The sequence below is a fragment of the Halorarius litoreus genome (genome assembly GCF_024362405.1).
GTDB lineage: Archaea > Halobacteriota > Halobacteria > Halobacteriales > Haloarculaceae > Halorarius > Halorarius litoreus.
In genome coordinates, this window is sequence record NZ_CP101454.1 from 2,988,278 (window position 1) to 3,004,619 (window position 16,342).

21 protein-coding genes and 1 pseudogene are annotated in these 16,342 nt (G+C 66.8%); 8 read left to right on the top strand and 14 right to left on the bottom strand.

Going from position 1 to position 16,342, the window contains the following annotated elements; genetic code table 11:
- The first annotated feature begins 14 nt into the window (after positions 1-14).
- The gene (locus tag NL126_RS15775; RefSeq protein ID WP_255195840.1) at positions 15-812 is read left to right on the top strand and encodes a class I SAM-dependent methyltransferase; all 798 of its coding nucleotides are present in this window, start codon (positions 15-17) and stop codon (positions 810-812) included.
- Here NL126_RS15775 and mobA read toward each other — a convergent pair.
- The 10 genes from mobA to NL126_RS15825 all read right to left on the bottom strand — a co-directional run bounded on the left by mobA (position 809) and on the right by NL126_RS15825 (position 7,912).
- A complete protein-coding gene (gene mobA / locus NL126_RS15780) occupies positions 809-1,429 on the bottom strand; it encodes a molybdenum cofactor guanylyltransferase (protein WP_255195841.1) in 621 nt (206 codons plus the stop codon). The genes NL126_RS15775 and mobA overlap by 4 nt on opposite strands.
- Before the next feature lie 83 nt (positions 1,430-1,512).
- Positions 1,513-2,586, bottom strand: a complete 1,074-nt coding sequence (locus tag NL126_RS15785) for a methionine synthase (RefSeq protein WP_255195842.1) — start codon at positions 2,584-2,586, stop codon at positions 1,513-1,515.
- Complete coding sequence (locus tag NL126_RS15790) at positions 2,583-3,575, bottom strand: 5-methyltetrahydropteroyltriglutamate--homocysteine methyltransferase (RefSeq protein WP_255195843.1); 993 nt, start codon at positions 3,573-3,575, stop codon at positions 2,583-2,585. The genes NL126_RS15785 and NL126_RS15790 overlap by 4 nt, the downstream gene beginning before the upstream one ends.
- 44 nt (positions 3,576-3,619) lie before the next feature.
- A complete protein-coding gene (locus NL126_RS15795; protein WP_255195844.1) occupies positions 3,620-4,201 on the bottom strand; it encodes a HemK2/MTQ2 family protein methyltransferase in 582 nt (193 codons plus the stop codon).
- Positions 4,198-5,391 (bottom strand): mechanosensitive ion channel family protein, encoded by a 1,194-nt coding sequence (locus tag NL126_RS15800; RefSeq protein WP_255195845.1) that lies wholly within the window; start codon positions 5,389-5,391, stop codon positions 4,198-4,200. Before NL126_RS15800 ends, NL126_RS15795 begins: the two co-directional genes overlap by 4 nt.
- Positions 5,388-6,227: a 16S ribosomal RNA methyltransferase A gene (locus tag NL126_RS15805; protein WP_255195846.1), complete on the bottom strand. Its 840-nt coding sequence runs from the start codon at positions 6,225-6,227 to the stop codon at positions 5,388-5,390. Before NL126_RS15805 ends, NL126_RS15800 begins: the two co-directional genes overlap by 4 nt.
- Positions 6,228-6,342: 115 nt before the next feature.
- Entirely contained in the window at positions 6,343-6,927 is a 585-nt protein-coding gene (locus tag NL126_RS15810) for a DUF655 domain-containing protein (protein WP_255195847.1), read from the bottom strand.
- Positions 6,928-6,968: 41 nt separating this feature from the next.
- A complete protein-coding gene (locus NL126_RS15815) occupies positions 6,969-7,325 on the bottom strand; it encodes an RNA polymerase Rpb4 family protein (RefSeq protein ID WP_255195848.1) in 357 nt (118 codons plus the stop codon).
- Positions 7,322-7,618: a 50S ribosomal protein L21e gene (locus NL126_RS15820; RefSeq protein WP_255195849.1), complete on the bottom strand. Its 297-nt coding sequence runs from the start codon at positions 7,616-7,618 to the stop codon at positions 7,322-7,324. Before NL126_RS15820 ends, NL126_RS15815 begins: the two co-directional genes overlap by 4 nt.
- A 60-nt stretch (positions 7,619-7,678) precedes the next feature.
- Positions 7,679-7,912, bottom strand: coding sequence for a hypothetical protein (locus tag NL126_RS15825; protein WP_255195850.1), 234 nt, complete (start codon positions 7,910-7,912; stop codon positions 7,679-7,681).
- 153 nt (positions 7,913-8,065) lie between these two features.
- Between NL126_RS15825 and NL126_RS15830 the strand changes: the two genes are divergently transcribed.
- Both NL126_RS15830 and NL126_RS15835 read left to right on the top strand, forming a co-directional pair.
- Complete coding sequence (locus NL126_RS15830; RefSeq protein ID WP_255195851.1) at positions 8,066-9,229, top strand: cystathionine gamma-synthase; 1,164 nt, start codon at positions 8,066-8,068, stop codon at positions 9,227-9,229.
- A gap of 320 nt (positions 9,230-9,549) precedes the next feature.
- Positions 9,550-10,542: an alpha/beta fold hydrolase gene (locus NL126_RS15835; RefSeq protein WP_255195852.1), complete on the top strand. Its 993-nt coding sequence runs from the start codon at positions 9,550-9,552 to the stop codon at positions 10,540-10,542.
- Positions 10,543-10,750: 208 nt separating this feature from the next.
- On the opposite strand, the gene NL126_RS15840 is transcribed toward NL126_RS15835, so the two are convergent.
- The 4 genes from NL126_RS15840 to NL126_RS15855 all read right to left on the bottom strand — a co-directional run bounded on the left by NL126_RS15840 (position 10,751) and on the right by NL126_RS15855 (position 12,697).
- The gene (locus tag NL126_RS15840) at positions 10,751-11,017 is read right to left on the bottom strand and encodes an elongation factor 1-beta (RefSeq protein WP_255195853.1); all 267 of its coding nucleotides are present in this window, start codon (positions 11,015-11,017) and stop codon (positions 10,751-10,753) included.
- A 2-nt stretch (positions 11,018-11,019) separates the two neighbouring features.
- Positions 11,020-11,199 (bottom strand): HVO_2753 family zinc finger protein, encoded by a 180-nt coding sequence (locus NL126_RS15845; RefSeq protein ID WP_255195854.1) that lies wholly within the window; start codon positions 11,197-11,199, stop codon positions 11,020-11,022.
- Between the two features lie 66 nt (positions 11,200-11,265).
- Positions 11,266-11,832 (bottom strand): DUF2391 family protein, encoded by a 567-nt coding sequence (locus NL126_RS15850; RefSeq protein ID WP_255195855.1) that lies wholly within the window; start codon positions 11,830-11,832, stop codon positions 11,266-11,268.
- A 1-nt stretch (position 11,833) separates the two neighbouring features.
- Positions 11,834-12,697 carry a 3-hydroxyacyl-CoA dehydrogenase family protein gene (locus NL126_RS15855; protein WP_255195856.1) on the bottom strand — a complete coding sequence of 288 codons (864 nt, stop codon included), beginning with the start codon at positions 12,695-12,697 and terminating at the stop codon, positions 11,834-11,836.
- 90 nt (positions 12,698-12,787) lie between these two features.
- Between NL126_RS15855 and NL126_RS15860 the strand changes: the two are divergent.
- The 5 genes and pseudogenes from NL126_RS15860 to NL126_RS15880 all read left to right on the top strand — a co-directional run.
- Positions 12,788-13,501: pseudogene (locus NL126_RS15860) on the top strand (phenylacetate--CoA ligase family protein); the annotation flags it as partial.
- A gap of 58 nt (positions 13,502-13,559) precedes the next feature.
- Positions 13,560-14,027 (top strand): MaoC/PaaZ C-terminal domain-containing protein, encoded by a 468-nt coding sequence (locus NL126_RS15865; RefSeq protein WP_255195858.1) that lies wholly within the window; start codon positions 13,560-13,562, stop codon positions 14,025-14,027.
- Positions 14,028-14,068: 41 nt separating this feature from the next.
- Positions 14,069-14,611 carry a hypothetical protein gene (locus NL126_RS15870; RefSeq protein WP_255195859.1) on the top strand — a complete coding sequence of 181 codons (543 nt, stop codon included), beginning with the start codon at positions 14,069-14,071 and terminating at the stop codon, positions 14,609-14,611.
- A 43-nt stretch (positions 14,612-14,654) separates the two neighbouring features.
- A complete protein-coding gene (locus NL126_RS15875; protein WP_255195860.1) occupies positions 14,655-15,527 on the top strand; it encodes an amidohydrolase family protein in 873 nt (290 codons plus the stop codon).
- A complete protein-coding gene (locus NL126_RS15880; protein ID WP_255195861.1) occupies positions 15,524-16,336 on the top strand; it encodes an alpha/beta fold hydrolase in 813 nt (270 codons plus the stop codon). The genes NL126_RS15875 and NL126_RS15880 overlap by 4 nt, the downstream gene beginning before the upstream one ends.
- Positions 16,337-16,342: the final 6 nt, after the last annotated feature.

Here is a 16,342-nt window from a genome sequence, read left to right on the forward strand (position 1 = left end):
TCGCTCCCCCGTGCATGGACGACGCCGTCGACTTGAACCGCAAACACTGGGACGAGCGGGCGGCGTACCACCCCGGGACCGACTACTACGACGTCGAGGGGTTCCTCGACGGTGGGACGCCCCTCCCACCGGAAGCGCGCGAGGAGTTCACGCCCGACGGGAATCTGCTCCACCTCCAGTGTCACTTCGGCCTCGAGACGCTCGCGTGGCTCCGAGAGGGAGCCGACGAGGTCGTGGGCGTCGACTCCTCGCCGGTCGCCGTCGAGCAGGCCCGCGATCTCGCCAAGCGAGCGGGCTACGCCGACCGAGCCGAGTTCGTCGAGGCCGACGTGCTCGACGTTCGACTCGACTGGACGTTCGACGCCGTGTTCGTCAGCTTCGGCTCCGTCTACTGGCTCCCCGATATCGGCCGCTGGGCCGAGACCGTCGCTGCCCATCTCGCAGACGACGGCACGTTCTACTGCATCGAACTCCACCCCGTCACCCACTCGTTCGTGGAGTACGCGGGCGACACGGCGACCATCGGCTGGCCGTACTTCGCCGACGAGGGCATCGAGTACGAGGCGGAGGGATCGTATGCGGACTTCGACGCCGAGTTCGAGCACACCCACGCCGTCGACTTCCCCCACACGATGGGCGGCATCGTCAGCGCCCTCGCCGACGCTGGCCTCCGAATCGAGTTCCTCCACGAGTTCGCGTGGTGCGACTTCCAGAAGGTCCCCGGCATGACCGAAGACGACGCGGGCCGGTGGTGGGCCGACGTCGACCACGACCTCCCCTTCACGATGTCACTCGGTGCGCGACACGGCTAGGCGAGGTCCCGCACCGCCCGCTCGAACTTCTCGCGGGTGTTGACGTTTCGGAACGTCTCGATCGACCCCCGTTCTCGAAGCGCCGACTCTTCGACCACGACCCAGTCGAGCGCTTCCAGTGGCGCGAGTATCTTCCCCTCACTGCGGGCGAGCGCCGCGTCGCAGGCATCGGCCATCTCGCGCGCTCGATAGACGGCGTGGGTCGTCTCGTACCACTCGTCCGGGCGGGGGACGGCGGCATCGTGGCCTGCCGCGCGCTCGAAGAGCAGGTCGACGACGTCGGCGTCGAGAAACGGCATGTCGCAGGCCGCGACGAACGCGTACTCGGCGTCGGTGTCGCGTTCGACCCCCCTGAGCGCCGTGCGGATGCCGGCCATCGGCCCCTGGTCGGGTTCGGGGTCGATGGCGTAGGATACCGGGAGGGGGTAGTCGGCCAGCGTCTCGGCGATTGCGTCCCACTGGTCCGCACGGCAGTTCACCACGAGCGCGTCGACGACCCCCACGAGCCGGTCGGCGACCCGCCGAATCATCGGGGTACCGGCGAGGTCGGCGACAGCCTTGTCGGCGTCACCGAACCGGGTCGATTCGCCGCCCGCGATGATGGCTCCCGCTGGCATGGCGTAGCGTCGAACGCTCTGAAAGAAGTGCGTTGTCCTCCGCCGCGGAGGGAATCAGGTAAGGGGGGCGGACGGCGACCGCGTCAGTCGTCGGCCGGGGCTTGTGCGCCGGCGTAGCCGACCGTAATCTCGCCGGCGTCGAGTTCCTGTTCGACCTCGCGGGCGGCCTTCACCATGTTCTCCATCTTGCCGTACGCGATGTCGCGCGGCAGGAGCTTCAGGCCGCAGTCCGGGGAGATGGTGAGTCGCTCCGGGGGGACGACCTCGAACCCCTTCTTGATGTTCTCCTTGATGACCTCGACGGGCTCGACCTCCGCGGTGTGGGCGTCGACGACGCCGAGCGCGAGGTCCTTGGTGAACTCGTGGGCGGTGAACACGTCGAGCTGGTCGTAGTCGCCGTTCGCGAGTTCGAGGTCGTACTCGTCGACCGGGTAGTCGAGCATCTCGGGGTAGATACGCGAGTAGTCGCCGTAACAGACGTGCAGGCCGAGCCGCACGTCGTCGTCGATGCCCGCGGCGATGTGTTCGAGACACTCGCCGACGATGGCGTGGTCGTCGGGGGTGGTGGCGAGTGCGGGCTCGTCGATCTGGATGTAGCGCGCACCGGCCTCGACGAGTTTCTCGATCTCCTCGTTCACGAGGTCCGCGAGGTCGTACGCGAGTTCCTCCTCGTTCTCGTACGCCTCGTTGAACGACCAGTTGGCGAGCGTGTACGGGCCCGTGATGGGGACCTTGACCGGGCGGTCCGCCACTCCTGTCGTGAACTCGAACTCGTCGACGAGCCACGGCTCGTCGTACGCCACCTCGTCCGCCACAGACGGCTTGTCGAAGTAGTTGTGCCCCCACACCTTGACGGGGCCGTTGAACTCGTAGCCGTCGATGCGGTGGGCGAAGAACTCGACCATCTCGTTGCGTCGCATCTCGCCGTCGACGACGACGTCGAGGCCCGCGCGCTGGTGTTCGTGGGTGATGACCTCGCAGGCGTCGTCCTCGGCCTCGTGGAGGTGCTCGTCGGTGAACTTCGCGTCAGGGTCCTCGTGGAGATCCTTCGCGCGGTTCAGCCACTTCGGCTTCGGGTACGAGCCCACGACGGTCGTGAGCAGGAAGTGGTCGGTCGGGTGCTCCGGGGGTCGGAACTGCTCTCTATTCTCGCTCATTGTGTCACCTCTTCGAGGTCGGCGGCGGTCGCAAGCGTCTCCAGTTTCGCCTCGGCCTTGTTCACCGGGAGATAGAACAGCTCGGTGTTCGCCGTCAGGTAGGCCGTGTCGAACTCCTGGGCCGGCACCTGGTCGTCGAACCAGTCGAACCGCTCGCGGACGGTCTCGGGCTCCTCGACGAGCGTGTTCTGCCCGTCGACGACGCCCAGTGCGACGGAGTCCTTCGTGCCGTACTCCTGGACGTTGTAGACGTTCTGCTCGTGGTTGGAGACGAGATCGAAGCCGATGGCGTCGACGTCGGCATCCATCAGGTGCGCGTACACCTTTTCATCCAGGGCGCCCCAGTACGGGTGCACGACCACGTCCGAATCGACGGCCGCGGCGACCGTGTCGATTGCCTCGCTGGCCCGCTCGTCCAGCCCGTCACCGGGTGCGTCCTCGACGAGCGAGGGTTCGAGCAGGAACAGCGTCTCGTGGTCCGGGAACGCCTCCGCCTCGCCGGCGAGGAACTCCGCGACGGCCTCCAGGAATTCGTCGTTCCCGTAGTGCTCGTCGGTGGCGAGTTCGGAGAGGGAGTACGGGCCCGGCAGGACGGCCTGCAGGGCGTCGGTCTGTTCAGCCGCGGCCTCCAGTTCGGCGGCGACGTCGCCGTCGAACGTCAGGTCGCCCGTCACGACCGGCTCGCGGTAGAAGTTGTTGTTGTCGTAGTAGCGGACGATGCCGCGCGTCTCGACGTTCTCGTGGACCGCCAGCGGGTGCGCGAGCATGTCGTCCCAGCGCAGCTGCCCCTCCACGACGCGGTCGAGGCCGGCGTCCGTCTGTACGGTGATGACCTCCTCGCGGGCACGCTCGTAGGCGTCGGCGATGTCGCCGCCCTCGTCGCCGCTGATGAGGTCGGATTTCTGGTGACCCTTCAGGTCGGAGAGTTCCTCTTTCGCCCAGTCGGGGAGCGGGAACAGCCCCGGTGTCGTCGCGACCAGTTCTGTCATTACCGCCACTCGGTCATGACGCTCTTTAATATTTGCGAAGTAGGTTAATGTTCTGGAGTAATTTTCAGGATGGCCAGTCGCTCGAACGGGTACTTCTCCTCGCGCGCCGTCTCGGCGGCGAGGCCCCGGTCGGCCGCGTACGCGGCGACCGCCTCGATGTCGGTGAGCGTCGAGACGAGCATGAGGACGCTCCCGCCGGGCGCGAGCACGCGCGCCACGTCGTCGAGGAACGCCTCAAGGACCTCCCGTCCGGTCTCGCCGCCGGTGAGCGCGACCTCCATCCAGTCGTCGCGCTCGGCGTCCTCGTCGCGGGGGAGATACGGCGGGTTGAACAGCACGCGGTCGAAGACGCCCGCGCGGAAGGGCGAGGTGAGGTCGGCGCGGGCGACCGGCACCCCGCGGTTCCGCGCCTGTTCGCAGGCGTACGGGTTCAGGTCGCTCGCGTACACCGTGGCACCGGTTTCGGCGGCGACCCGCTCGGCGACGTAGCCGGAGCCGGTCCCGACTTCGAGGACGCGCTCGTCGCCCGTGATTTCGTCGCACGCCGTCGCCGCCAGGAGCCGGGAGTCCTCGGCGGGCTGGTACACCTCCGTCTCCATCCCCCGACGCTCGGCGAGGTCGGTCACGCGCTCCCCTCACCGTTGCCGTCGGCGCTCGCTTCGACGGCCGCTTCGGGTTCCTCCTCGGCACCGTCTGCAGCGGCGTCGACGGCCCCACCCGTGACCTGCAGGCCACCGGCCTGTTCGCGGCCGGACAGTACGCGCTGGGGGAACGGGATGGCGATTCCCTCTTCCTCGAACGCCTCCTTGACCGCTTCCATGACCCGATTCTGGGCGGCCCACTTCCGCTGGATGGTCGGGTGTTCGATCCAGAACCGGAGGTTGAGGACGACCGCGCTGTCGCCGAACCGCTCGACGACCACGTCGGGTTCGGGGCCGTCCATCAGCATGTCGATGCCGTCCATCGCCTCGGCGGCCACCGACATGGCGTGTGCCACGTCGGTCTCGTAGTCGACGCCCACGTCGACCTGCACGCGGAGGCGGTCGTTGCGCGACCGGTTGACGACGGCCTCGTCGGTGATCTGGTCGTTCGGTATCATCACCAGCTCGTCGTCGAACGTCTGGAGCTGCGTGTTGACGATTGAGATGTCGGTCACGATGCCCTCGTTGTCGTCGATCTCCACCCAGTCACCCACCTCGAACGGCCGGGAGAACAGCAGGACGAACCCCGCGAGTACCGCACCGAGCGTCTGCCGGGCCGCGAGCCCGAGTACGACACCCAGCACACTCGCCGACAGGAACAGGTCCTCGGCGGGAACGCCCCAGATGGCGACGGTGAACGCGATCGCGGGCAGGTACACGACGAGCTGGAGGACGTGGTGGAGTATCTCGCGCTGGTGGTTCGTGATGGCGTTGCGCCCCTCGCCGAACCGGATGAACCGCTTCGTGATGCGCGTCCCGGTGTAGGCGATGCCGAACGCGAGCACCGTGATGAGCACCTTGACGCCGTCGGTCGGCGACGGCTCGATGGTCGCCAGCGCCTCCCCTACCCAGCGCGTCGCCCGCCAGACCAGCACGAGCAGCACGCCGGAGACGACTCCGAGCGCCGTGACGACGATGGCCTGCACCGCCTCCGCGCTCTCGGACTCCATCTCCGACTTGAGGTTGTCCCCGAGCCGGTACACCAGCGCCGTCGTCGCGAGGAACGCGAGAGCCAGCAGCAGGGTCGCGACGTACTGTTCCGGCCGGCTGGCGAGGAATTCACCGAGGATGCCGCCGCTAGTACCCGTCGGGGTCCCGGCCTGGAGGAGCGTCATCGCCCCACCTCCCACGCGAGCGCGGCGAGTTCGGCGAACTCCGCCGGCGAGACCTTCCCCGCGCGCTTGCTCATCAGCGCCTCGTCGGCCGCGTCGACCACGGCATCGGGGTCGTCGAGTCCGGAGATGTGCGCGGTGTTGCGCACCGCGTTCCGCATCGTCTTCCGACGCTGGGTGAAACAGGCCGTGACGAAGTCGAGGAAGAACTGCTCGTCGGGCACGGTGTAGTCGGGGTCGCGTGGCGTACAACGGACCACCGCGCTCTGCACGCGGGGCACCGGGTCGAACGCCTCCTTCGGGACGTGCTCGACGACCTCGACGTCGGCGTAGTGGCCCGCCGTCACCGAGAGCCGGCCGTACTCGTCGGTACCGCTCTCGGCGGCCATCCGCTCGGCGAACTCCTGCTGGAACATGAGGACGAGCGGTTTCTTCTCGGGCAGGAGCCGGAACGCGATCTCTGAAGAAACACCGTACGGGAGGTTCGAGACGCACGCCGAGAAGTCGGGGAGGTCGACGTCGAGTGCGTCACCCTCGACGACGGTCAGTCGTCCCTCGTCGACGGCGGCGGCGAACTCCTCACGGAGGAACGCCGCGAGGTCGGGGTCGCGTTCGACGACGGTCACCCGGTCGGCGACGGCGAGCAGGCGGTCGGTGAGGGCGCCGGCACCGCCACCGATTTCGAGCAGGTGCGACCGGTCGACGTCGTCGGGAAGGTACGTCGGGATGCGGTCGAGGACGCGGTCGTCGACGAGGAAGTGCTGGTCGCGGTCGGGGTTCCCCCGACGACCGGCCCGGCGGATGAGCGCGTCCGGGTCACGGGGTCGGCGTTCGGTCACTACCCGTGGAGAGTGGACTCGCAGTAAAAAGCGTTCAGGAGTCGGCTGGGCTCAGGTCGCGCCCGACTCGCCCGGCGAACAGCCCCGGAGGACGCGCTCGTCCGCTCGGGGCCGCTCACTTCGTTTGCGTCTCCCGGCGCGCGAAGATCCGGTACTTCAGGTCGTCCTTCTGTAGCTCCTCCATGATGCGCTCGACGAGCACCTCGCGGGGTTTGTGGAGCCCCGACACCCGCTCTTCGACCTCCTCGAACGACTCGAACGGCTTGCGCTTGCGCTCGTCGAGGATGGTGTTGCGGAGCTTCTTCCCGATGCCCGGCAAGAGGTTCAACTGGTGGAGCCGAAGCGTGATTGGCTGGGCGTCGTTGTAGAAGTCCACGAACCGCTGTTCGTCTTCGTCGATGAGGGCGTTGACCGCGTACTCCAGTTCCGACCGAGCCGCGCTCGACAGCCCCGAGACGTCGACGTAGTCGAAGTCGACCACCTCCTCGCGCGCCTCCTTCGGCTCGACGACGAGCCGGTCGCCCACGAGCACGTGGGCGTCCTCGTCGAGCACGAGCTCGTACAGCCGGAAGTCCTCCGTCCCGAGGGCGTACGCGAGGGGGTCCTTCTGGTACTGGGGGCGGTCGTCGTCCGGCCGTCCCGTCGGGAGGTAGTCAAGTACCACCGCGTCGACCGTCTCGCCGCTCCCGGGGTCACTCATGTCAGCGATTAGGACGAGCGCGTATTTAAAATCAGGCGTACTCAGGCGTACTTCGCGACGACGTTGAGGATCTCGTCGAGTTCGTCGCCGTCGAGCGCGTAGCGCTCCTGTGCGTACAGCGAGCGGAGTTCGTCACGGTCCTGCGGCAGGAGGTTGACGATCTTGTACGCGGTCGCCTCGTCCACCTTCTCCAGTTCGAGGAGTTCCTCGACGAACTCCTGGGCGCTCTCGGGCGTCATGACCGCGAAGCGGTTGGCGTGCTCGATCGCGCGGGCGAGTTCGTACGGCATCTCCCGCTCCCCGTCGAGCGCGCGCTCCTCCTCGATGGCCTGGAGGTCCGCTTTCACCTCGCTGACGGTGAGATACTCCTCCTCGACGATCTCCTTGAAGATCGTCATTCGTTCGTCTGGCGGCGAAGGTGGGCGGGCTTGGTGATGACGGTCTTCGTCTTCCCGCCGTCCTTGATCTGGACCTTGTACGCGCGGCCCTGCTGGCTGAGGACGGTACCCGTGTGACCCGTGAAACGCGGGTGGAACCGTCCGCCGGGCACCGACGGGTCGATCTTGAGGTGGACCTTCTCACCCTCCTCGTACTGCTCGACAGCGCGCTGTGGCGGCGACGTGCCGCGCTCGCGGGGCTTGTTCTTCAGTTTGTTCCGCGTTCCCTCGAGTGGACCATTGGAACTCGGCATAGTCGTACCTGCGCGTAGTAACGACGGCGTTATAAAACGTGCGTTCCCCGCCCGCGAGCCTCAGCGACGGTCCGCGAGCGAGACGCTGGTGTCGCTGCGCAGCCACTGGCTCTTCGTTTCGGCGTCGCGGATGACGATCACGTCGCGGTCCTCCTCGACGACTGTCGGGTCCTGTCCGGGTTCGGGCTGCGGGCAGCGGTCGCTCTCGAGGATGTCCCGGACCTCGGCGCTCGGGAGTCCGGAGAGGGCTGCCCGGAACGCCCACGGGGCGATGGGACCGTCCGTTCCGCTCACGTGTCGTCACCCCAGTCGGGCTGACCGCGAGGACGTCGCATACGTCTCACTGAATGGTGACTGGCTATAAACATCTTCGGCGTTTCGGCGCTCGATACCTCGACGCACGGGGGACAGGGACAGGGATTTACGCCACGGCACCGCAGGCCACCCATGGACGACGAGCCCCGCATCGAGACCCGCGCCATCCACGCCGGGCAGGAGCCCGACCCGGAGACGGGCGCGCTCATGACGCCCATCTACGCGAACTCGACGTACGAACAGGACGGCCCTGGCGACCACCGTGGCTTCGAGTACTCTCGCACTGGGAACCCCACCCGAAGCGACCTCGAAGCCAACCTCGCGGCGCTCGAAGGTGGCGAGTACGGCCGCGCGTTCTCGTCGGGGATGGGAAGCATCAACACCGTTCTCAACCTCCTCTCCGCTGGCGACCACGTCGTCACGAGCGACGACGTGTATGGAGGCACGCACCGCATCTTCACGCAGGTGTACGAGGAGTACGACCTCGAGTTCTCGTTCGTGGACACCACCGACGTCGAGGCCGTCCGCGAGGCGATGCGCGAAGCGACCGAACTGTTGTGGCTCGAAACCCCCACCAACCCGCTCATGCGCGTCGTCGACATCGCCGCACTCTCGGCGGTCGCGCACGACCACGACGCGTTATGCGCTGTGGACAACACGTTCGCGACGCCGTACCTCCAGCGGCCGCTCGAACACGGCGCGGACATCGTCTCACACTCGCTCACCAAGTACCTCGGGGGCCACTCGGACGTCGTGGGCGGCGCGCTCGTCACCGACGACGAGGCTCTCGACGAGCGCCTCGGGTTCTACCAGAACTCGGTAGGGGCCACACCGGGGCCGTTCGACTGCTTCCTCGTCCTCCGCGGAACGAAGACCCTCCCAGTGAGAATGGACCGCCACTGCGCGAACGCGAAGCATCTCGCGGCGTGGCTCCAGGGACAGGCCTGTGTCGACCGGGTCTACTATCCCGGGCTGGAATCACACCCCCAGCACGACCTCGCGGCCCGACAGATGGACGACTTCGGCGGGATGCTCTCGTTCGAACTCGACGCGACGCTCGAAGAGGCCTCGACCGTCGTCTCCGAGACCGAGGTGTTCACCCTCGCGGAGTCGTTGGGTGGCGTGGAGAGCCTCATCGAACAGCCGGCGGCGATGACCCACGCCGCGATTCCCCCTGCGGAGCGGGAGGCCATCGGACTCACTGATGGGCTGATTCGGGCGTCGGTGGGTATCGAACACGTCGACGACCTCGAACGCGACCTCGAACAGGCGTTCGAGACGGCTGGACTGGTCTGACTGGTTTCGTGTCAGGCCCGGTTCGGCCTGGGAGCAATAGACTGGATTTCTACGCAGTGTAGAATGGTTCTCCATCCCGTTCGATAGGGTTGGCGTAGTTACCGGGAAGATATCTTCATGCAGTTTGCCATTTCCAGAGAACCGTGCTGAATACTGGGCGCGTGTTTCGCATTCGGGACTAGAGCACGTGTAACATCCATGACAATCGCCCATCAGACGTATCGTTGGACTCTGCGCTGCTCAGTTCGAGCCTTTCATGGGGTGAAACATTTCACTCGGCAGTTACAGGGTTTCCGAAGGCCTAGGGGTTCCGGTGAACCATGAATCAGCTCCCGAGTCGATTCGGAGACATCCGGTCGACAAATCGGAGCGAAGCTGGGCCGAGATCGGACGACTTCGAGGCCGCTCAGAGCGAGCTGTTCGAGTCGGTCAACCTTGACGTAACGTCGCATCTCGTCGATCTCGACGAGCCACGCGTTCGGCTCCACATCTTCGAAGCCGTGTCGCGAGACGACGGGGTGCCGTTGCTATTCGTACACGGCGGTGGTGCCTTCGGTGCGTTCCTCGCACCGCTCATGGCCCAACTCGACGACCACCATCTGATTGGCTTCGATCGCCCGGGGTACGGCCTGAGCGGGGACTTCCGATACACCGAGGCGAACCTCCGGCGGACGGCCGTCGATGTCCTCGAGGGCGTTCTCGACCGCATGGGAATCCAACAGGTCGACCTCGTCGGGCATTCGATGGGCGGCTACGCGACTGTCCAGTTCGCGCTGGCTCGCCCGGACCGCGTTCGACGGCTGATTTTGATCGGCGCGTGCGCAGGATTCCCTGGCGCTACTCCACCGGTCGTACTCCGACTGATGACCGTCCCCGTCCTCAGACGGGTACTCCAACGAATGGGGAAACCGGGTGAGGCGGGCGTCCTCGATGTCGCTGAGGTGTTCGGTGAGCGCGAGGCCATTCAAGCGTATCCCGCCCTCATCCAGGCGATGGTTGCCGAGACACGGGATCCGAAGTCGTCCGAGACGATGTTGAGCGAGTTCGCCGCGTTCTTTTCGGTCTTCGGCTGGCACCGGTCGATTCCCCTGCACGATGACGAGTTGGCTGGAATCCAACAGCCGACACTAGCGATCTGGGGCGAGAACGACCCGATCGGGAGTCCCGAGGATTTCCGACCGGGGGTTGATGTGATTCCGGATGCAAGCGTGGAGACTATCCTCGCCGCCCATGCCCCGTTCCTCTCGTATCCTGAGCTGTGTGCAGAGTACATCCAGGCGTTCAGGGGCGAGAAACGGGCCGTGCGTGGCTAGTGCTTCCACGGACTCTTCGCGTGTCTCCACTGCGTTCGGAATCCTCACCAGTAGAATGGTGAGCAGCAAAGGAGCAGGCCGATACCCGCGTGAATTGCCTGAACGAGTCTCGCCGGAGTCCTGGCGAGTGGAGCGAGCGAGGGTCGTGGCTGAGGAGCGAAGCGACTCAGCTTGAGGCGAGGCGAGTGAAGTGCAAAAACGTGGGTGTTTAGATGCGGCCGACCTGGTCGACTTTGACGGACTCGACGCCATCGACCTGCTCGAACGCCTCCTCGACGGCCTCGCTGCCGCCGGCGTCGTCGGGGACGATGACCGTCGGGAGCAGCGCGATGAGGCCGAACGCGACGTCTTCACGGTCGACACGGCTGATCTTCGCGCCCTCGGGCAGGGCGTTCTCGAGGCGGTCCTGGAGCGCGTCCAGGTCGACCTCGGGGCTCTGCGGCATGACCTTCATCTTGGCGGCGACCTTCCCCATGGTTACGGCCCCATGAACCCGCAATCCGGGCACTCGTAGAGGTTGCTCTGCTTGCGGCACTTCGCGCACCGGTAGATCTCGTGCCCGCAGTCGGGGCACTTGAATCGGGCAGCACCGGTCCCGGAGATGTTGATGCCACAGGAGACGCACTTCCGTGCGCTCTTCTGCTCGCTTTCGCTCATACGCTCAGGTGTGTGGCGGCGAGGTTTAACCCTTTTCAAAGGTGCCGGAGCGGGCGCGTCACTGAGTCACGACCCCGGCAGGATGTCGCCGAGAGCCGCCCCGATAGACATCGGGACGAACGCGACGCTCACGGTGCAGACCGCGAGCCAAGGGGTCGCCCAGTCGACGCGCCCCCAGACCGTCATCGCGACGAGCGCAGTGAGAAACGACGCGCTCGTGACGCCGGCGAGCCGCCGCGGTACGAGCCCGAAAATCGGGTTCTGCACGCGGACGTCCTGGAAGTCGGCGACGTAGATGATGCCGTAGACGAGCACGACGGCAGCAGCGAGCGTCACGACGAGCGCGAGCGGCCGAGCAGCGAGTACCGCCCCCACCTCGCTCGTCCCGCTCTCGACGAACATCGGGATGCCGAACAGGAGCGCGCCGAGCGCCGCCTCCGCGAGGTCCGTCCGGTCGAAGCCGACGATGACGTTGCCGAAACCGCGGGGCTGGAGCTCTGCGACTTGTACCATCAGCTCCTTGACCTGCTGCTTCGCCTCAGGGTCGTCGACCTGTTTCTTCAGTTCAGCGAGTTTGTCGACGACGGCCTCCGGGGTCGGCTCGGCCGTCGAGTCGTAGTCGTCGGTCGACATCTTACTCGTCGGCTGGGCGGACCGCTTCACCGTCCTCCCAGACGTAGAACCCCTCGCCGGACTTCTTTCCCAGCTTGCCGGCCCGGACCTTCCGCTTGAGCACCTGTGGCGGCCGGAACCGCTCGCCGAGCTCCTCACGCAGGTACTCGAGGATGTCGAGCCGGACGTCGAGCCCGACCACGTCCGTGAGCTTCAGTGGGCCCATCGGATGCCGGTAGCCGAGCTCCATCGCCGCGTCGATGTCCTCTGCGGAGGCGACGCCGCTCTCTACCATCCGCATCGCCTCACAGCCGAGTGCGACGCCGAGCCGCGAGGAGGCGAACCCGGGCGTGTCCGAGACGACGACGGCCTCCTTGTCGATTCCCTCGACGAACTCGACTGCCTCGGCCTCGACGGCAGTGCGCTCCCCGAGAACGACCTCGACGAGCCCCATCACGTAGGCTGGGTTGAAGAAGTGGAGGCCGACGCCGCGCGAGGGGTCGTCGAGACAGTCCATCACGCTCGTCACGGAGAGCGACGAGGTGTTCGTGGCGACGAGCGCGTCATCGGCGACGACGGGTTCGACCTCCGAGAGGACTGCGTGTTTGAGCTCCATGTTCTCGGGGACGGCTTCGATGGCGACGTCCGCGCCAGCGAGCGCGTCGAGGGCGTCGGTGAACGTCAGGCGGTCGAGCGCGGCCGTACGCTCGCCATCGGTGAGTTTCCCCCTGTCGACCCCGCCTTGCAGGTTCGCGGAGACGTGGTCGCGCGCGTCGTCCAGAACGTCCGTGTCCACGTCCCGGAGCGTCACGTCGTGGCCCGCGACCGCACAGACGTGTGCGATGTCTCGCCCCATCGTTCCGGCACCGAGTACAGCTACGTGCATGGGCTGGCTGGTGGGTCGGGGCACGTAAGCGTTCGCTGTCGTCGGCCCGTCGGGGCTTATCCGGCTGCCCTGCGAGAGGCGAGTATGCCCGCCCGCGAGATGGGCGTCGACGTCCGCGATCTCCCGCTGGAGACGGTCATCATCGGCGCCGAGCCGTTCACCGAGCCGATGCGCGAGGAGATAGAGCGCGAACTCGGTGTGGCGGCGGTGGACATCTACGGGCTCTCGGAAATCATCGGCCCGGGCGTCTCCATCGAGTGCGCCGAGGTGCAGGAGGGGCTCCACGTCTGGGAGGACCGCTTTCTGCCCGAGGTCGTCGACCCCGACACCGGCGAACCGGTGACCGAGGGGGAGCGCGGCGAACTCGTCCTCACGACGCTCTCGAAGGAGGCGTTCCCAGTGCTTCGATACCGGACGGGCGACATCACGACACTCACCCGTGAGCCGTGTGACTGCGGCCGGACCCACGCGCGGATGGGGAACGTTCGTGGACGAACCGACGACAAGCTCATCGTCCGGGGCATCAACGTCTACCCGAGCCAGATAGAGCGCGTCGTCCTCGACTTCGACGGCGTCGCCCCGCAGTACCGTATCGACCAAAGGCGCGAGGGGGCACTCGATATGCTCGAACTCACCGTGGAGCGGCGTGCGGACGCCGACCCCGGGGACGTCGAAGTGCGGATTCGAAAGGCGCTCGACGCGACGCTCGACATCTCGCCCGACGCGATAACCATCGTCCCCCCAGACGGCATCGAGCGGCAGGCGACCGGGAAAGTCCAGCGCGTGTTCGACCACCGCGAGTAGTGTGGACACATCCAGTTCGCCGGCAAATATTTCACCAGCCCCTGCGACTCCCGGCCGTATGCCGGTCACCTACGAACCCCACTACTTCGAGGAGCTGGAGGTCGGACAGACGTTCGAGAGCGCGGGTCGGACCGTCACCGAGTCGGCACTGGAGATGTACTCGGCCGTCTCGGGCGACTGGGAGGAGATTCACACCAACGACGAGTACGCCGAGGACGGCCCGTACGGCGCGCGCATCGGCCACGGCCCGTTCACGTTCGTCCTCACGACGGGGTTCGTCCACCGCTGCGGGTTCGTCGAGCGCCGCGTCATCGCCTTCCTCGGGATGAACTACATGGACCTGAAGAACCCCGTCTACGTCGGCGACACCATCTCCGCAACGTTCGAGGTGGCCGAGAAGCGCGAACTCGAATCGCGTGACGACGCCGGCCTCGTCGTCATCGACGCGCTCACCACGAACCAGGACGGCGAGAGCGTCTTCGAGGGCGATATGAAGTTCATGTTCAAGCGGAAGCCCGACGAGTAGCCGACCACAAGGACTATTCTGCTCGCAGACAGGTTGCAGGTATGCGTCGCAGGTCCCTGCTCGCCACCCTCCCCGCAGCCGCTGCGCTCGGTGGGTGCTCCTCGCTTTCCAGCCTCACCGCACCAGACCTCCGGCCCGAGTCCGGGTCCGGCGTCCTCCAGCCGGCCGACGAGCTCCAGATCGCCCACGGGCTCCAACCGGACGGCGACGACGGCGTGTATGCGATAGTCGCCCCGGACGAGGCGCGTGACCTCGTCACCGAGGATACCGACGACCACCTCGTCGACACGCTCTCGAACGACGGCGGCGACGTGTTCACGCTCGTCTTGCAGATGCGTTCGACGCCAGACGCGCCGATTTCTCTCATGCTGGAGCCGGGTGGCGACGTACGGGTCGAGAGGAACACGCTCCACGCGGACGTCGTCGTAGAGCCGTGGGGGTCGCTCGACCGAATCGACCACCGAGAGACCCGTGAGTCACTGCGGTCGGCGGACGAACTCGTCTACACGAGCGTCTGGAACCTGACGCCGGAACTCCGGTCGCTCCCGGAGCAGGTCGACCTCCACCTCTACCATCGCGGCTGAACGACCGCCGCAACTTTTGCCACCTCCGGACGAAGCCGGAGTGATGATAGACGTACTCGCCGCCGAGGACGCGCCCCGGGCCATCGACACCCACGCCCACCAGCCCACCAAGGAGTTCTTGGAGGATGCGGGCGGGCAGATGATGCGGGACGCCGCGACCAAGTTCGGCGCGGAGATGGACCCTGGCACTTACGACGAGATGGTCGCCGACTACCACGAGGCGGGTATCGGTCGCGCGATCCTTCTCGGATGGGACGCGGAGACGAACACCGGCAACCCCCCGGTGCCGAACGACTACGTCGCCGCGGTGCGCGACGAGTACCCCGACTTCTTCGTCGGGTTCGGGAGCGTCGACCCGCTGAAGGACGACTGCGTACAGGAGGCGATTCGCTGCGTCGAGGACCTCGGCCTCTCGGGGTTCAAGTTCCAGCAGATCGCCCAGGGGTTCGACCCCTCCGCACCCGAACACCAGCACCTCTGGAACACCATCGAGGACCTCGGCGTCCCGGTCGTGTTCCACGGGGGCAACTCCACGCTCGGCGCGGGGTCGCCAGGCGGTCGCGGCCTGAAGATCAAGTACGGCGACCCGATGCTCGTCGACGACGTCGCGGCTGAACACCCCGACCTCGACATCCTGCTCGCGCACCCGGCGTTCCCGTGGGAGAAGGAGCAGCTCGCCATCTGCCAGCAGAAAGGGAACGTCTACATGGACCTCTCGGGGTGGATGCCGAAATACATCGACGACCAGGTGCTCCACTACGCCCGCACCATCCTGCAGGACAAGGTGATGTTCGGGACGGACTACCCGATGATCGAGCCGGGGCCGTGGCTCGACCAGTTCGCCGACCTCGGGTTCGACGAGTCGGTTCAGCGGAAACTCCTCTGGGAGAACGCCGAGGCGTTCCTCGGCCTGTGAGGCTCGGCCCCGCTACAACCGGGAGCATCGCCGGACATCCGTACGTCGCGTACGGCACGGGCCCGCCGCTCGTCGTGATTCCGGGGCTCAACGACCCCCTGGCCCGCGCTGGCGACTACCCGTGGTTCGACGCGGCGTTCCTCGCGTACTGTCGGCGACTCTCCCGTCGGTGTGCGTCGGCAGGTGTGTCGCGCCGGGTCCACTACGTCTCGCGTCCCCGCGGCGCCACGGGCGACGTCGCGCCGATGGCCGATGGCTACGCGCGGGTGCTGGACACGCTCGGGTCGACCGACGTGCTCGGCATCTCGATGGGGGGCTTCCTCGCCCTCCGACTCGCGGCGACCGACGACCGCGTCCGGTCGCTCGTCTGTGGACTCGCGGCCGCACGACTCTCGCGGCACGGCCGCGAGTCGCTTCGGACGTGGCGTGAGTGGGCGATAGATGGCGAGTGGCGTCGCATCTACCGGATGGGCGTCCGGGCGGTCGTCACCGAACCCCTCCGTACGCTCGGGACGGGGGGTGGCGCCGTGTGGGACTGGCTCGTCTCCGAACCCATCGCGTTCGGAGATTTCACCGCGGCCGTCGATGCGTCACTCGGCTTCGACGGCATCCCGCTTCTGGACGACGTCGACTGCCCCGCGCTCGTCGTCGGGGGGACGCGCGACCCCTTCTTCACTCCCGAGGCGTTCGCCGCGACGGCCGAGGGACTGGACTGTCGGTTCGAGCGACTCGACGGGCTGGGACACGACGCGGTCATCGAACACCCCGAGCGGTTCGACGGGGCGGTCGCGCGCTTTCTCCGCGAGTGATGTGCT